General features: G+C 62.2%; 11 protein-coding genes. 5 read left to right on the top strand and 6 right to left on the bottom strand.

Translation table 11 applies throughout. The annotated features are described in order from the left end of the window. Positions 1-33: 33 nt before the first annotated feature. Both QC821_RS12915 and QC821_RS12910 read right to left on the bottom strand, forming a co-directional pair. Positions 34-2,205 (bottom strand): cytochrome P450, encoded by a 2,172-nt coding sequence (locus QC821_RS12915; protein ID WP_309722050.1) that lies wholly within the window; start codon positions 2,203-2,205, stop codon positions 34-36. A gap of 90 nt (positions 2,206-2,295) precedes the next feature. Continuing rightward, positions 2,296-3,354, bottom strand: a complete 1,059-nt coding sequence (locus QC821_RS12910; protein ID WP_309722047.1) for a phytoene/squalene synthase family protein — start codon at positions 3,352-3,354, stop codon at positions 2,296-2,298. Positions 3,355-3,914: 560 nt separating this feature from the next. On the opposite strand from QC821_RS12910, the gene ispH reads away from it, so the two are divergent. Both ispH and QC821_RS12900 read left to right on the top strand, forming a co-directional pair. Next, positions 3,915-4,922 (top strand): 4-hydroxy-3-methylbut-2-enyl diphosphate reductase, encoded by a 1,008-nt coding sequence (gene ispH, locus QC821_RS12905; RefSeq protein ID WP_309722044.1) that lies wholly within the window; start codon positions 3,915-3,917, stop codon positions 4,920-4,922. Between the two features lie 160 nt (positions 4,923-5,082). Beyond that, positions 5,083-7,290, top strand: a complete 2,208-nt coding sequence (locus QC821_RS12900) for a CHASE2 domain-containing protein (RefSeq protein ID WP_309722041.1) — start codon at positions 5,083-5,085, stop codon at positions 7,288-7,290. Between the two features lie 11 nt (positions 7,291-7,301). Here the strand turns inward: QC821_RS12900 and QC821_RS12895 are convergent, their stop codons facing one another. From QC821_RS12895 to QC821_RS12880, 4 genes are all read right to left on the bottom strand, one after another. Beyond that, complete coding sequence (locus tag QC821_RS12895) at positions 7,302-8,792, bottom strand: FecR family protein (RefSeq protein ID WP_309722039.1); 1,491 nt, start codon at positions 8,790-8,792, stop codon at positions 7,302-7,304. Between the two features lie 11 nt (positions 8,793-8,803). Continuing rightward, positions 8,804-10,216: a hypothetical protein gene (locus QC821_RS12890; RefSeq protein WP_309722036.1), complete on the bottom strand. Its 1,413-nt coding sequence runs from the start codon at positions 10,214-10,216 to the stop codon at positions 8,804-8,806. After that, positions 10,213-10,986 carry a 3',5'-cyclic-nucleotide phosphodiesterase gene (locus QC821_RS12885; RefSeq protein WP_309722034.1) on the bottom strand — a complete coding sequence of 258 codons (774 nt, stop codon included), beginning with the start codon at positions 10,984-10,986 and terminating at the stop codon, positions 10,213-10,215. The genes QC821_RS12890 and QC821_RS12885 overlap by 4 nt, the downstream gene beginning before the upstream one ends. A gap of 423 nt (positions 10,987-11,409) precedes the next feature. Continuing rightward, positions 11,410-11,688 carry a hypothetical protein gene (locus QC821_RS12880; RefSeq protein WP_095618967.1) on the bottom strand — a complete coding sequence of 93 codons (279 nt, stop codon included), beginning with the start codon at positions 11,686-11,688 and terminating at the stop codon, positions 11,410-11,412. A gap of 241 nt (positions 11,689-11,929) precedes the next feature. Between QC821_RS12880 and QC821_RS12875 the strand changes: the two genes are divergently transcribed. The 3 genes from QC821_RS12875 (at position 11,930) to QC821_RS12865 (ending at position 15,152) form a co-directional block, all read left to right on the top strand. Continuing rightward, positions 11,930-13,606: a carbon starvation CstA family protein gene (locus QC821_RS12875; RefSeq protein ID WP_309722029.1), complete on the top strand. Its 1,677-nt coding sequence runs from the start codon at positions 11,930-11,932 to the stop codon at positions 13,604-13,606. Between the two features lie 20 nt (positions 13,607-13,626). Next, complete coding sequence (locus tag QC821_RS12870; protein ID WP_309722026.1) at positions 13,627-13,929, top strand: cory-CC-star protein; 303 nt, start codon at positions 13,627-13,629, stop codon at positions 13,927-13,929. 215 nt (positions 13,930-14,144) lie between these two features. Beyond that, positions 14,145-15,152 (top strand): ArsA family ATPase, encoded by a 1,008-nt coding sequence (locus QC821_RS12865; RefSeq protein ID WP_309722248.1) that lies wholly within the window; start codon positions 14,145-14,147, stop codon positions 15,150-15,152. Position 15,153: the final 1 nt, after the last annotated feature.

The following is a 15,153-nucleotide window of genomic DNA, read 5'->3' as shown; positions in this document are numbered from 1 at the left end:
GCGGCCCGGCCTGGTGGCCGGGCCGTCGGGTTGTTACGGCGTCCCTGAGCGGATTCGGTCCAGAATGATCGATGCAATATCCCTGCGCGCCTGAGGGTCCTGCTCCACCAGTTCCAGCAGGGCGTCGCGCGGGATGGCCAGGGTCTCTACCGGGCCGTCCGCCGTTACCCGTACCGTTGCCGTTCGCGCTCTGGCTTCGAGAATGCCGATTTCGCCAAAATGGTCGCCTGCCTCGAGTGTCGCTACCTGCTGCGTGCCGTTCGCATCCTCGATCAGCACGGCAACCGTCCCGGTGAGCAGGATGTAAAACCAGTCGGCATCATCGCCCTGGCGAATGATGGTGTCGTCGGCCTCGAAGCGTTTCAGCGAGCCGGTTCCAGCCAGCGTTCTCAGCCGCTCTGAGGTGAGCGCAGGCAGGGCTTTGTGCACACGGGTGGTCAGGTAGCGCTGGCGCAGCGCCGCGGCGATTTCGCCGGGCACCAGATCATCCTTGAGCACGATGGCCAGGAAGTCTTCGCGGGTCATCTCCAGCACCAGCGTGCGGGTAGTCGACAGGCAGTTGGCGGTTCTGCGACCCTCCCCGAGCAGGCCGATTTCGCCAAAGTAGCTGCCGGGCTCGAGGCTGGCCAGATGTTCATCCGACCCCGACGTCACCTCGACGCTGCCTTCAATCAGAACATGGAATGTCTCGGCCCGTTCGCCCTTGCGCAGGATGTACTCGCCGGGCTCATGGCGGCGGGCGGTCACATGGTCCAGCCGCTCGCGCATGGCGGGTTTTGCCAGGCGGCCACTTTCGAACAGCTCATCGAGTGCGTTGACGGCGAGTTGCGTGTGGTCCGTCTTTCCCGCCGCATGCTCGCTGCGCTCGTCAATGAAACGGATACGGAACTTGCGATCCGGTGCCGGCAGCGGAGCGAGGACGGTGCGCAGCGGATCATTGGCCGGTACGCGCTCGAAGGTGCGTCGGTGAATGATCCGGCTGATCGAAACCAAGGTACAGGTCTCTACCAGCCCCCCTGCTGGGCAGACGCGCTTGCCATATCCGTAAGGCGCGTATGCACGGCGCTGTTTGTGTTCATTGCGTGGCGCGCGGCAGCGGTCTGGATCGAAGCGGTGAGGCTGCGGATAAAAGTCGGCACTGAAGTGGTTAGGGACCCCGCTATAGACGCAGAATTGCCCCTTGGGAACCGTGTGGCCGTTGAACTCGAAGGGTTCATCGACCATGAATGGCATACCAAGCGACACCGGATGTAGTCGCATCGACTCCTTGAGCGCCGCATTCAGCGTACTCATGCCGCGCAGGTCGAGGCTGTCGGGCAGCCCGTTGGCATAGGCGCCGTCGACCTCTTCGCGCACGCGCTCGTAGTGTTCGGGGTTCGATAGCAGGTCGTGCAGAAGGAAGGCGACCGTGCGATTCATATACACCACGGTACCGATAATGCCGTACTGCAGCGTTGCCACCAGATCCTTGCGCGGCAGCGGGTTGCCGTCATCGTCTGTGGCGCTGACCAGGGCATCCAGGATCGTATACGGCATGCCATGGTCTGCCGGGCGATTCTCGTAACGCGTGAGTACCTCATCCGCCATCTTCATGACGTCGCGCCGCAGCTTTTTGTAGGCCGGCAAGTGGACGCTGAACTCCGGCACCTTCTTGACGCCTATGTTCATTACCCACACCGCGTAGCGGTTGGCGGTGTCGAAGTAGGCGTCCAGGCTCTCACCACACAGTAACCGGCTGTATTGATCGAAGCTTATGCGCGTGCACAGATCCATCACCGACACGGTGCTGCCCGGTGGGTGGCGATCCAGGCCCTCGTCCACGCAGCCGACGAGGTCGGGAATAAACTCTGCGGCCAACTGGCGGGAAAACGCCAGGCGCGCCTGATTGCGCAGATTCTGGTAGGTGCCGACGGGCTGCGTCAGCAGCACGACACCCCCTATCTGTTTGTCCACCGGACCAAAAAACGCCTCCCGGCTCATGCCCTGTTCGCGGAATTCCAGCAGGTGGTTCAGCGATTCCGGGCCGGCCATGATGGTGTAATTGCGAAACAGGTAGTTGACCTGAAACACCGGGCCGAGCTTCTCGTAGGCCTCACTGAAAAACCGATTGGCGTCTTTGGTCAGCAATTCGATCGTGTTGCCGAGCAAGGGTAAGCCAGGCAGGCTGGGTGGCGGCGTGGACTCGGTGGACTTCGAATCAGTCATCAAGCGGATTCCTGTTATTGGGTGCTTGTCCGGCGATATGCCGCATGCTGGTGGTGCTGCGCCAGAATCAGAAAAGCGCCGGGCGCATCTTCATGCATTTCCGTCATGGCCCGCCTGCAGGCGGCCGACTTCTTGTTCCTGAACGCTGGGCAGACGGTAGCGGCTCAGCCGAAAGACCCCTCGCAGCAGCGTATCGTTGACGACCGTGAGATTATTCGTGGCCACGATCATGCGCAGGCGTCGCCGCGAGATCTTGACCTGCTCGCTGGCAGTGAAGCCTGGATTGTCGGCAATGTTGCGCAGCGTCGAGAGCGCCATGCCGATCGACCAGCTGCAGAAGCGGCGAATGCCGACCTCAGAGGCCGGAATACGCAGCGTATACTCTTGCGCCTGGCGCAGATGATGATGCGCTATGGCGACCAGAAAACGGATCCCGTCGCGATAGCCGGGATGATTCTGCCAATCATGTGTGCGCATCAGGTCAACGCCACGCGCCGCGAAGACGTCGCGCGGGAGCCAGCAGATACTGCGCTGGCGATCATCCCAGACGTCTTTCAGAATGTTGGTCAACTGCAGTCCCTGGCCGAATGCCAGCGACAGGCGCCGAAGTTCATCGCGCTGGGCGTGGATTGTCGGATTGATCTCGGCGAACAGCCGAGTCAGCATTTCGCCGACGCAGCCAGCAGCCACGTAGCAGTAATCGCGCAGGCTGTCACTGTCTTCGAGCCCATACGGGTTCTTGAGGCGTTCAAAGTTCGCCATGCCGTGGCACATGGTGGTTAAGCAATCGCGCAAGGCCTGCTGCTGATCGACCGGCAATTCGCCGAAGGCAAGCAGTACGCCGGGTGTCTGGTCGATGAGCTCCCGTTCCAGGGGGGCTTGTACCAGTCCGGTAGCGAGCAGCGCCTCGGAGAACTGCCGGGCGGCGGCGGGATCGCTCAGCCCATCCAGCAGGCGCTGGTAATGAGCGTCTTTTTCGTCGGGCGCCATGGCGGTGCTATCTTCCACCGTGTCGGCAATACGGCACAGTAAATAGGCATTGGTGATCGCCGGGCGCAGCGAAACCGGCAACTGCGGAATGGTCAGCGCAAAGGTCCGTGAAACGCCGGGCAGCAGCCGGTTCTGTAGGGCGAGCGAGGCATGCCTCATAGCAGCGTCATCTCCGATGTCGGGAGCAGGTATATTTCCCGCTCAAGCCAGATCATGTTGAATGCCTCCGATCTCTCGGGATTGACGTGAAAAAAGGCTCTCAGCGATACACAAGGCAGATTTTTTTACCTACATGCAGCCGGGCTATTCTGTTCGATTGGCCGCATCTACAGGCGTTAACCAGTAATTCACGGAAGCAAGGCCGTTGGATTGAAAGCGTACCGGCCCGGTCAGCGCCCTGCAACGACCCCGTTCGCGTTAGGCCGGCTTTTTCATCACAGGGATGGCCACCACTTATATTCCTTTTTCGTCTATATGGCCCTGCATCTATAGCTTTATTGCAAGATGCCGAGCATAAGCGCAGGCGGGCTCATCGGCCATCGACAGGCTTTCCCAGGCGGTGATTAGAGCGGGATGGGCATTAACCCCCACTGGCAGGACGTACTCAGAGCCTCGAGGTCGAAGCTTCGATGCCAGGCTAGCGCTGACGCCATCAAAGGCGTCGTGTAGTGTAAAGGCACTCTCCATTTCTAGCGATGCAGTGGCATCAAGGCGTGAGCATGGCTTCTGAAACAGCTTCCAAGGCGCTTCCAGAAACGACCGGCGAATCTCCCGTGCAGATCATGCTGGCCAATCCGCGCGGATTTTGTGCCGGGGTCAACCGGGCTATCGATATTGTCAATCGCGCTTTGGATGTATTTGGCCCGCCGATTTACGTGCGTCATGAAGTCGTCCATAACCGTTTCGTGGTTGAATCGCTACGCGAGCGTGGCGCGGTGTTCGTCGAAGAGCTGGATGAAGTGCCGGATGACGTCATTGTGATTTTTTCTGCCCATGGCGTGTCGCGTGCAGTGCAACAAGATGCCGAGAAGCGCGGGTTGAAAGTCTTCGACGCCACCTGCCCACTGGTGACCAAGGTTCACATGGAAGTGCTGCGCTATGCCAAGCGCGGCCAGGAGTGTGTGCTGATCGGTCACGCAGGACACCCCGAAGTGGAAGGCACCATGGGGCGCTACGACACCTCCCACGGTGGCAGCATCTATCTCGTCGAGGATGAACACGACGCCGCCAATCTGGAGGTCAATCATCCTGCACAACTGGCATTCGTGACCCAGACTACGCTATCGATGGATGACACCGCCAAGGTGATTGACGTCTTGCGGAGCAAATTCCCCGAGATCAGTGGCCCGCGAACGGATGATATTTGCTATGCCACCCAGAATCGCCAGGATGCGGTGCGTGAGTTGGCCGCCGAGAGCGATCTGGTGCTAGTGGTCGGCAGTGCCAATAGTTCCAACTCCAATCGCCTGCGTGAGCTCTCCGAGAGCATGGGCAAGCCGGCGTACTTGATCGACAGCGCCGAGCAGATCGATGCCAGCTGGCTGGATAACGTGCAGCGCGTGGGTGTCACTGCCGGTGCCAGCGCGCCCGAGGTGCTGGTGAAAGGCGTGATTGAACGACTCAAATCCCTCGGCGCCGCCGCACCGGAAGAGCTAGCAGGCTGCGAAGAAACCGTCACGTTCTCCATGCCCCATGAGCTACGCCAGCAGGTGATTGCTAGCAGCTGAGCGAGCTGAACTCCCTGCGTAGCTGCATATGTGTGATGGCGAAATAACATCAGCAAGGTTGCCGGCCGTAATAAGCGCTTTCTACATGCCCTGGCACTGGTGGTCGCGCACGCTGCGGCCCAACCAGTAGCGTAAGAAAAACCTTGAGGAATGTTCGGGCATGGCATCAAAGACTCCCATCCGTACCCACAAGCGCTATTGGCACTGGTTGCAGTACGCTGGCGGTCTGCTGATCGTGATGCTGTTGCTTGTCGAGAAAACGGGCCTGTTGCCCTTCCCGTTGTTGGAGCGCCTGGAGTGGCAGGCTTACGACATGAAGGTGCGCAGCACCTTGTCGGAACAGGCGGACGCCTCCCTGGCCATTATCGATATTGACGAACGCAGCCTTTACGAAGTGGGGCAATGGCCATGGCCGCGGGCTACGCTTGCGGATCTGGTAGACACGCTGTTCACCGAGTACGAGGCAGGGTTGCTTGGCATCGATGTGGTCTTTGCCGAACCTGAAACCTCGCTATGGCAACGGCACTGGGAGGAGCTCTCCCGCGATTACCCGGCGCTCGGTGAACTGCCACCGCCTGTCGATGGCGACGAGCAGTTGTCGAACGCCCTGGCGGCCCACCCCGTTGTACTTGGTTACTATTTCCAGGCGTCGCGCCAACCCGGCGATCCGCCCTCTGTCGGGCAGTTGCCTCGCCCGGCGCTCGTCGAAGCGTCCGACCCGCTACCGTTTCCTGCGCCCGAGCGCTACACCGCCAACCTGCCGATCCTGCAGCACAGCGCGATGAATGCGGGGTTTTTCGATAACCCGCGTGTGGACGCCGACGGCGTATTTCGTCGCGTGCCCATGCTGCAACGCTGGGAGGGGGAGCTTTACCCCAACCTGCCGCTGGCGATGCTGCTTACGCTGCTGGGCGAGCCGCCGATCACAGCGGTGCTGGGGGAGGGCGCTGGGGTGACGCAGCTGGAAGCCCTTGACGTCGGCGGGTTCGAGATCCCGGTGGATGGTCGTGGCGCCGCCCTGGTGCCCTGGTACGGGGCGCAAGGGCATTTTGACTATATCCCGGCAGTCGATGTGCTGGAGGGGCGCCTGGAGCCGGGGGCGCTGGCGGGAAAGACGCTGATACTGGGGGCCTCCGCCCCAGGATTGATGGATTTGCGCTCCACGCCGGTGGGGGGCGTCTACCCCGGGCCCGAGATCAACCTCAGCCTGCTGGCCGGCATGCTGCACCAGAGCATCCACGCCCAGCCGCCGTGGGTACTCGGGTTCGAGCTCGTGAGCCTGGCGGCCCTGGGCATGCTGATGGTGCTGCTCTATCCGCATCTCAATGCGCTACTGCTGGTCGCGATCAGTGGTGTACTGCTGGCGACGGCGCTAGGCGGTAACCTGTGGGCGTGGTACCAGGGACTTGCGTTGCCAATCGCCGGCTTGCTGGTGCTGCTGGTGGCCCAGATGATGTGGCACCTGGCGATGAACTTCCTGCGCGAAACCCGGCAGAAGCGCTGGGTGGCCGAGCGCTTCGGGCAGTACATTCCGCCACAGCTGGTGGAGGACATGGTCGATAGCGGCGAAAGCTTCGGGCTGGAAGGGGAGGAGCGTGAGCTCACCGTGCTGTTCTCGGATGTACGCGGCTTTACCGCCTTTTCTGAGGCCATTGCGCCTGCAGAGCTTACCGAGGTCATGAACCGGCTGTTGACGCCGCTGACCGGGGCGATCCATCAGCACCGCGGTACCATCGACAAGTACATGGGCGATGCCATCATGGCGTTCTGGGGTGCACCGCTGCACGACGCGCAACATGCCGAACACGCGCTCGAGGGCGCCTTTGCCATGCTCGACGCACTCGACGCCGTCAACCGCGACTTCATTGCCGAGGGCAAACCCGCACTGGCAATGGGGGTAGGGCTCAATACCGGCCCCATGAGCGTGGGCAACATGGGCTCCAGCTTTCGCATGGCGTATACGGTGATGGGCGATAACGTCAACCTTGGCTCGCGCCTGGAGGGGTTGACCAAGGCCTATGGCGTGAGCGTGATCGTCAGCGAGAATACCGCCGCGCAGTTGCCCCGCTGGTGTTTCCGACGCTTGGATAAGGTGCGGGTGAAAGGTCGCAGCGCGCCGCTGTGGATTCTCGAGCCGCTCGGCCGCCAAGAAGCGCTTGGCGAATCACGGCGCGAGTGGCACGCCGCGTACGAGCAGGCGCTGGATCTCTATCACGCGGCGGATTTTGCTGCCGCCGGGCGCGCCTTCCAGGCGCTATCCGACCCGCAAGACGCTCCCACCCAGATGTACCTGGAGCGCATCGCGCTGTTCAAGGCAGCGCCACCCCCGTCCGGCTGGGATGGGGTCTGGACGCACACGGAGAAGTAACATGGCCTGAGTCATTCAGGTTGAGGTCCGATTTCTTCGAACACGCCGGTACCGCTGTAGCTGCCGATATCGCCAAAGGCTTCAATCAGGCTCATGATGGCGGCGGCGTCTTCGCCGATATAGCGGCCTGTGAAACTCCCGCCGTCGAAGCAGTCGCCAGCCTCACAGCTCACATGCTCAAGCGGGATAGCAGTGAGATTGAAGGACTCTCCACCGCCGACCAGCATGCCGAAGTCATCCAGGAGAATCTCAATGTCGATGCCCATGCTGGACAGCTGAATAGCGCTATCGCTGAGAATAGGGATGATAACGCCACCCTCGTTGGGTACCAGCCCGGTGCCATCCACCCATCGAAATGTCACGGAAGCGAATTCATCAATCTCGAAGGGATACGCTTCGTTTATGGTTAAATCCGGTGAGGCGGCGATAAACACGACCGATTCCGGCAGCACATCGGTAGTGCCGTCCAAGGTCACTTCCTGCCCACTCTCCCAGTAGCCCCACACCACCTCACCCGTTTCAATTTCCCTGGAACCCTGCGCGAAAGGCGGCGTGTTGGACTCATATAGTGCGCCTATATAGTCAGTGCCGACCACGGTGGTCAGCGTGTTTTCAAAGACAACGGGCTCAAAGTCTAACCACGGCTCTGGTTCGGGCTCGGGCTCTGGTGCCGGCCCGGGGGTGGGCCCTGGCTCCGGAGCGGACGCTACGAAATCCTCGGCATCTCGCTCTGTCTCGATCAGCTGCTCACTGGTCTCGGATTCACTCAAGGTAGCCTGCAGCTCCGCCATATCCTCAGGCGTCAGCGCTAGTTCGTCGAAAAACGTGCTGCCCTGGGGCATGCTCTCCTCGAGTTGCTCGAAGATAGCGATGCCACCCGGTACCAGGCGCGGCGGTTCATCCAGCGCAGGGGAGAAATAGACCTGGCCGGGGCGCACCAGGGTTTCGCCAGCGGCGGTGGACATGACCAGCAGGCCGCTTTCCACATAGAGGTAACTGCCGGCTTCGACGTCGGGCAGGGAGGGTATTCCTTGCTCGGGAACATGCAGCATCTGGAAGCTGGTCCCGCGGATGCCCATGGTGGCAACCGGGGTGCTGTTAGTGACATTGTCAGGTGCGTCTCGGCCAATGGCGCCGGTGATGGCACGCAGGCCGCCGCGCACAAGCTCGCCCCCCTGGGCCGAGTCTTCCGGGCTATCGTCATCGAGCTCATAGCGCTCGAGGGTGTAGCTGCTGTCTGGGCGAATGGCCTTGGTGCCGCCATCGCTGTAGCGCAGCTGTAGCGTGCTGGCACCCGCGGTGTGGAAGGTGTCACCGGCAAAGAAGTCCGCGCCGCGTTCAGCGGCAATGCGCTCGCCATTGCGTTCGATGGTGGCGCTGCCGTGAACGAACATGACTTGCCCGGCAGGCGTGTCTGCGTAGGCGAGCATGGGCAGCAGCGCGAAACTACCGATACCCAGCGATAGGCAGTGTGACAGGGGGGGCTTGGCAAAGAGGCTCATGACCGGTTCCGTCAGAAAAGGTAGCGAATGCCGACTTGTGTCTGGCGGCGGCTTGTATCGAAGAAGTCGACCGACGATCGACGGCGCTCGACATCGGCACTGGCCTCTACCAGCCAGTCCCGGCTGAACTGGTAAAGCCAGGTGAGACGCGCCTGCCAGATACGGTCGCGGCGCTGCGTAGCGGAAAAATCGTTGAAGCGTGCGAAGCCGTCGTCTTGATAGGTGCGCAGGCGATGGTTCAGGTCGGCGCGCAACAGCTGTCGCTCGCCGATGGGGTAGTCCACGCCGCCGCCCAGGCGAAGCTGGGTCACGTCGCCCCCCTCGCGCTCGTCGTTGGCCCACTCCTGCTCGACCTGGGCCACCAGACGTGTGCGCCATGCCGAGTGGCGGCTGGTGAGTTGAATGCCAAGCAGGCCGGTGTCGTGGTCGTTTCTCGCTTCACTATAGCGGTTGTGCTGGGCGCCAAGCTGCCAAGTCAGCTCGCTGTCGAGCCCAATCGGTTGGCTGAGTTCCGCGCGGCTGCCCCAGCGAGTCAGCAGGCGGTCCTGGCCGCGCCCACTCCAGCCCTGCAGCGCAGAGCCCTGCAGTGTGAAGACGCGCTGCTGCGCCAGGTCGCGCTGGTAGCCTAGCTGGGCCTGCACCAGGGTCAGATCGTAATCCTGTGCCGCCTCCCGGGTATAGCGCTGCGCCTGGCCCACGGCATTGAGTAGCCAGCGCGACTGCCCGTCCACTGGGAAGGTCCCCTGGTAGCTGCCCTGTAGCCGCTGGTAGGTGCTGGAATCGGGGCTGAATACCTGCTCATCGAACCGAGACAGGTCTTCATCGGGTACCAGCCCCATCTCGTTAAACGCGTCTATGGCGCTGCGCAAGTCCGGTTGCAGTGGATCAATCGCAACCTCACTGGGAAAGCGCTGCGGATTACTGTCATGGCCGATGTCGATGCCAAACCGCCCTTGGTGCTGCGGGCTGTTCTCGGCGTGATGGCGCTGCTCGATCGCGGCTAGAAAGCGCTCGATCGCTGCCCGTGCTTCAGCGGGCGGCGAGAGCGCCTGCAGGCGCTCGATCTCGCGTTCCGCGGCGGCACGCTGGTCGAGTTGCAATAGCGCCGCCACACGCTCCATGCGGGCACCTGCGTGACTTGGTTGCCGGAGAATGACGCGCTCCAGCGCGATCAGGGCGTGGCTTGGCGACCCGGCACGCAGAGCGGCTACGCCCAGCCAGTAATCGAATTCAGGCTCGCCGCCGTGCTCGAGCTCAAGCGCTTGAAGCTGCTGGTAGGCAGCCTGGTGTTCGCCTTGTTCGAGGGTCTGGCGGGCGGCATCGAGATCGGCGTGATAGGCCCAGGCGGATGAACAGAGCAGCACGAAGAGAACACTCACCCGGGAGGCGAGCCGGGCCGGCGAGGTGGTGAAAATTCGCCTCATGATGGAAGGCTCCAGGTCAATGTATCGGGTAGCGAATGCTGCAGTTCGGTGACAATCTGCTCGCGAAGGCTGGGCTTCAGGTGAGTGACCCAGAGCGTCCTGGGAGGTGAATCGAGGCTGGCAAGCAGCGCGGCTAGGCGCTGTGGCGTCAAGTGACAGGCGGTTTCTGCCAGGCCATCAAGGTGGTTGGCAAAGGCGCACTCGATGACAAGGCAGTCGAGTGTGCCTAATCGATTGAGCGATGCTGCCACGCTGACATCGAGGCCGGTGTCGCCGCTGAAAGCGAATCTCATCGTGTCATCACTCACCAGGTAGCCGCATGCGGGCACGCTGTGGGAGACGGGAAAGGGAGTGATGGTCAACGACTCCCCCTCAGCAGTGGGGAGCGTGAGGGCGTGCCACGGGCTTAGGGGAGAGAAGCGCAATACGGCGTTATCAGGGGAGGGCAAGGTGCTGAAGTCCGGCCAGATGGCGCCATTGAAGATATGCCGCCTGAGTGTCTCGATCACCTCGGGCAGTGCATAGACCGTCAGGGCCGACGCCTGCTCGACCATTCTTTCGTATTGGGTGTCGATGAGCAGGGGCAGGCTTGCAATATGATCGAGGTGGGCATGGGTGAGCAGCACGCTGTCGATACATGCCATCTGAGCCGGAGTGAGTTGCTGGACGCCGGTGCCAGCATCCAGCAGCAGGTTGGGTGCAAGCAGGAAAGCGGTGGTGCCTTCCCGGCTTTCGATTCCGCCGCTGGCCCCCAGTGTCTGAATATGCATGGCATCTTTCCGTCAGCGATGGAGGTGAAGATCAGCGCTATCGAAGGCACCATCTTTGCCTAAAGGGGCAGTCAGTTGGATGAGGCGTTCTGTGTATATGGGCAGCTGAAGTCGAACCTTAGGCTATGTCTGAAAACTGGCTGTGCTCGGCCATACAGCGTTAAAAATCGGCTCAAAGTACTCATTTACACCGCGTAAACTCCGTCTTTTCGTCGATTTTTGCCTTGTCTGTCCTTCGCTCGCCGACTTTTCAGACAAAGCCTAGGCTATACGGATTGGTTGCCGAGTGTCGAGTTACCTGGATAGAAGGCTGCGAGATCAAGGCGGCAAGGCAGCTCGAAGAGGGGCTTTCACTTCCAGAAGTGTGATCAGTTAGTGGTGGTGAATCGCCGCGGATATCCGCATGAGGTATCCGCGGCGAGCTTACTTGCTGTTGCCGTTGGCCTGGGTGAAGCGCGGTGCCAGTGGCCCCAGCCATAGCCACACCTGTAAGACCACCAGCAGTGGCACCAGCCACACCGGCGCTCCGGTTACCGCCAGCAGGATGCGGTAGATGAAGAAGGCGGTGATGCCCGCCAGCAGCCCCACCAGCGGAAACAGGAAGGGCCGCTGGTAGCCTGGGCGGCGGCTGAGGCGAAACAGCGAGCCGGTGAAGGCACCGAAGGCCGCGGACATGGCCAGGAGAGTCCAGAATGCATCCATGAGGAGGCCTCTTCGCGATGAGAGCGGGCCATCGCCGTTGGCGATGTCTATAAGGGCAGCGTATCGCCGCCACCTGGCAGTTGCCTTTCGACCTTCGATGTAATTTGCCCAGAAACGCCTTGCCCGTGATGGATTTATCGATAGTCAGACGCCATCATTGGCGCGACGAGCAACTGCCCGATAAAAACCAGACGACGGAAAACCGCCGCATGCGGTTTTCCCAGTGCAAGGAGCCTCTCGCATGAGTGCAATCGTTCTGCTGGTGCTAGGTCTTGCCGGGATGGCCGGGGGGTACTTCGTGTACTCCAAGTTCATTGCCGAGAAGATCTACCGCCTCGATCCCGACTTCAAGACGCCTGCCCATGAATATGAGGATGGTGTCGACTTCGTGCCCACCAACCGCTTCGTGCTGTGGGGCCACCACTTCACCTCGGTAGCCGGTGCCGCGCCCATCGTGGGGCCGGCCATCGCGGTGATCTGGGGTTGGCTGCCGGCCTTCCTGTGGGTGGTGTTTGGCACCATCTTCTTTGCCGGGATACACGACTTCGGCGCGATCTGGGCCAGCGTGCGCAACAAGGCCAAGTCGGTGGGGGCGCTTACCGGCGATGTGGTCGGTAGTCGCGCGCGCAGCATCTTCATGATCGTCATCTTCCTGGTGTTGCTGATGGTCAACGCGGTCTTTGCGGTGGTCATCGCCGGCCTGATGATGAACTTCTCCAGCGCCGTGGTGCCGGTGTGGGGGGCCATCTTTGTCGCCCTGATCATCGGCCAGCTGATCTATCGTCGCGTGCTCAGCCTGCCGGTGGTCTCGGTGATCGGCGTCATCGCGCTCTATGCGCTGATCGGCATCGGGCCGTCGGTGCCGATCCAGATGCCTGCCGAAGTGGCCGGCTTCTCCGGTAACGCGGTGTGGATCCTGATCCTGTTCGGCTATGCCGCCGTTGCCTCGCTGCTGCCGGTGTGGGTGCTGCTGCAGCCGCGCGACTACATCAATGGCCTGCAGCTGTTCATCGGCCTGATCATCCTCTACGGCGCCATCCTGCTGCTCAATCCGAGCATCGTCGCGCCGATGGTCAACAGCGATGTGCCGGCGGGAACGCCATCGATGCTGCCGCTGCTGTTCGTGACCATCGCCTGCGGTGCGATCTCGGGCTTCCACGGACTGGTGTCGTCGGGAACCACCTCCAAGCAGCTCAACAAGGAAACCGACGCGCGCTTCGTGGGCTACTTCGGTGCGGTGGGCGAAGGCATGCTGGCGCTGGCTGCGATCCTCGCCGCGACGGCCGGCTTTGCGAGCCTGGCCGACTGGCAGGCCATGTACACCGCCTTTGGCGCCGGTGGCGTGAATGCCTTCGTCGAGGGGGGTGCCTTCATGATCCACAACGGCCTGGGCCTGCCCGAAGCCACCGCCGCGACCCTGCTGACGGTGATGGCGGCGCTGTTTGCCGGCACCACCATGGATACCGGCCTGCGCCTGCAGCGCTATATCTTCCAGGAGTGGGGTGAAATCTATAACCAGCAGTGGATGAAGAAGTCGGCCCCGGCCACCCTGCTGGCAGTGGGCAGCTGTCTGGTGCTGGCCTTCGGTGCCGGCGGCGCCGACGGCACCGGCGGCTTGATCATCTGGCCGCTGTTCGGCACCACCAACCAGCTGCTGGCGGGCCTGACCCTGCTGGTGATCACGGTGATGCTGGTGCGCCTGCGTCGTCCCATGTGGTACACCCTGGCGCCGCTGTGCTTCCTGCTAGTGATGACCATTGCCGCGCTGCTCATCCAGCTGCGTACCTTCTTCAACGAAGGTAACTACTTCCTGTTGATCCTGGATATCGTGGTACTGATTGCCGCGATCATGGTGGCCATGGAGTGTGCGGCGGCGCTCAAGCGCACCCGCGCGGAAATGGCCGAACAGGGTGATTGATACCACCCAAGGAGCGACCTATGCACGACGATCATGACAGCGGTCATGATCCTCGTCGCGAAAGATTTCGGGCCTGGCTTAGCCAGGCCCGTTTCTTCGCCGAGGAGGTCTACTCCTCGCGCTATCGCGGGGCGATTGCCCGAGCCCGCCGCGACGAGGATGACCTGTTCATGCTGCTGGTGTTCTCGGAGATGATGGGCGTGCCCAACCCGGCCGCCTACTACACCCTTGAACTCCAGCCGCTGCTGCTCGAGCGTTTCCATGATTGGCACACACGCATGGGGATGGAGCGCTCGCCGCTGGATCATTTCAGATGCTGCTAGCGCCGACTGCTGAGACACACAAGCGTATCCATCAGCATCGCTTGGGTGGTAGTGCTCAGGGCTGATCCGTCGACAAGCCTACGAGGGGGCGCCATGAACCCCTCCCTGGGGGCTACCTGGACCATCCCTGGTCCAGAACCCCCTCTTCGGCTTGTCCCCGGCGCCCCTCGCCGCCGGCCTTGGCGATAGCTCCGCGACATTGGGATAAGTGCATGATGAAAGCTTTATTGCAGAAACGTCTGCTATGGGTAGGCGGCAAGGGCGGGGTGGGCAAGACCACCGTGGCCGCCTCGCTGGCGGTGCTCGCCGCGCGTCGTGAGCGGCGCGTGCTGGTGGTCTCGACCGACCCGGCGCACAGCCTCGGTGATGTCTTCGACCGCGAGCTGAGCGATACGCCACGGCGCCTGCTGCCCAACCTCGACGCCATGGAGATCGACCCGGATATCGAGGTCGAGGCTCATCTGGCGCGGGTCACCGAGCAGATGCGCCGCTACGCCGCGCCGGAGATGATGAAGGAGCTCGAGCGTCAGATGCGCCTGACCCGGCAGTCGCCGGGCACCCAGGAGGCGGCGCTGCTCGAGCGCCTGGCACGGCTGATGACCGACGACCAGCTGCCCTACGACCTGATCATCTTCGATACCGCGCCCACCGGCCACACCCTGCGGCTGTTGACGCTGCCCGAGGCGATGGCGGCGTGGACAGATGGCCTGCTGGCGCACAATCGCAAGTCCGAGGAGCTGGGTCGTGTGCTCAAGCACCTGACCCCCAAGCGTGGCAGCGATGTCGCCACGCCCTTCGATGACCCCCAGGAAGACGCCTTCAACGATCTCGATGAGCGCACCCGCGACGTGGCGCAGACCCTGCTCGATCGGCGCCGGCTGTTCCACCAGGCGCGGCGGCGCATCGAGAATCCCGATGAGAGCAATTTCCTGTTCGTGATGACCCCCGAGCGGCTGCCGATCCTCGAGACCGCGCGCGCCGTCGAGGCGCTGGAGGCGGCCAAGGTCCCGGTGGCCGGCACCCTGGTCAATCGGGTGATTCCGGCGGACGCCGGCGGCGACTTCCTGCGTGCGCGGCGCGAGCAGGAGGCGGTCTATCTGGCCAGTATCGACCAGGCGTTCAGCCATCTGCCGCGGCCACACCTGCCGTGGTTGCCCACCGACGTGCAGGGTATCGAGATCCTCGATGACCTGGCCGACCGGCTCGAATCGCTGGGTTTCTAGC

Origin of the sequence: Franzmannia qiaohouensis (genome assembly GCF_031451695.1) — a bacterium.
Taxonomy (GTDB): Bacteria; Pseudomonadota; Gammaproteobacteria; order Pseudomonadales; family Halomonadaceae; genus Franzmannia; species Franzmannia qiaohouensis.
Note: the sequence above shows the minus strand (reverse complement) of the source record. Positions and strands in the feature narration are given on the sequence as shown.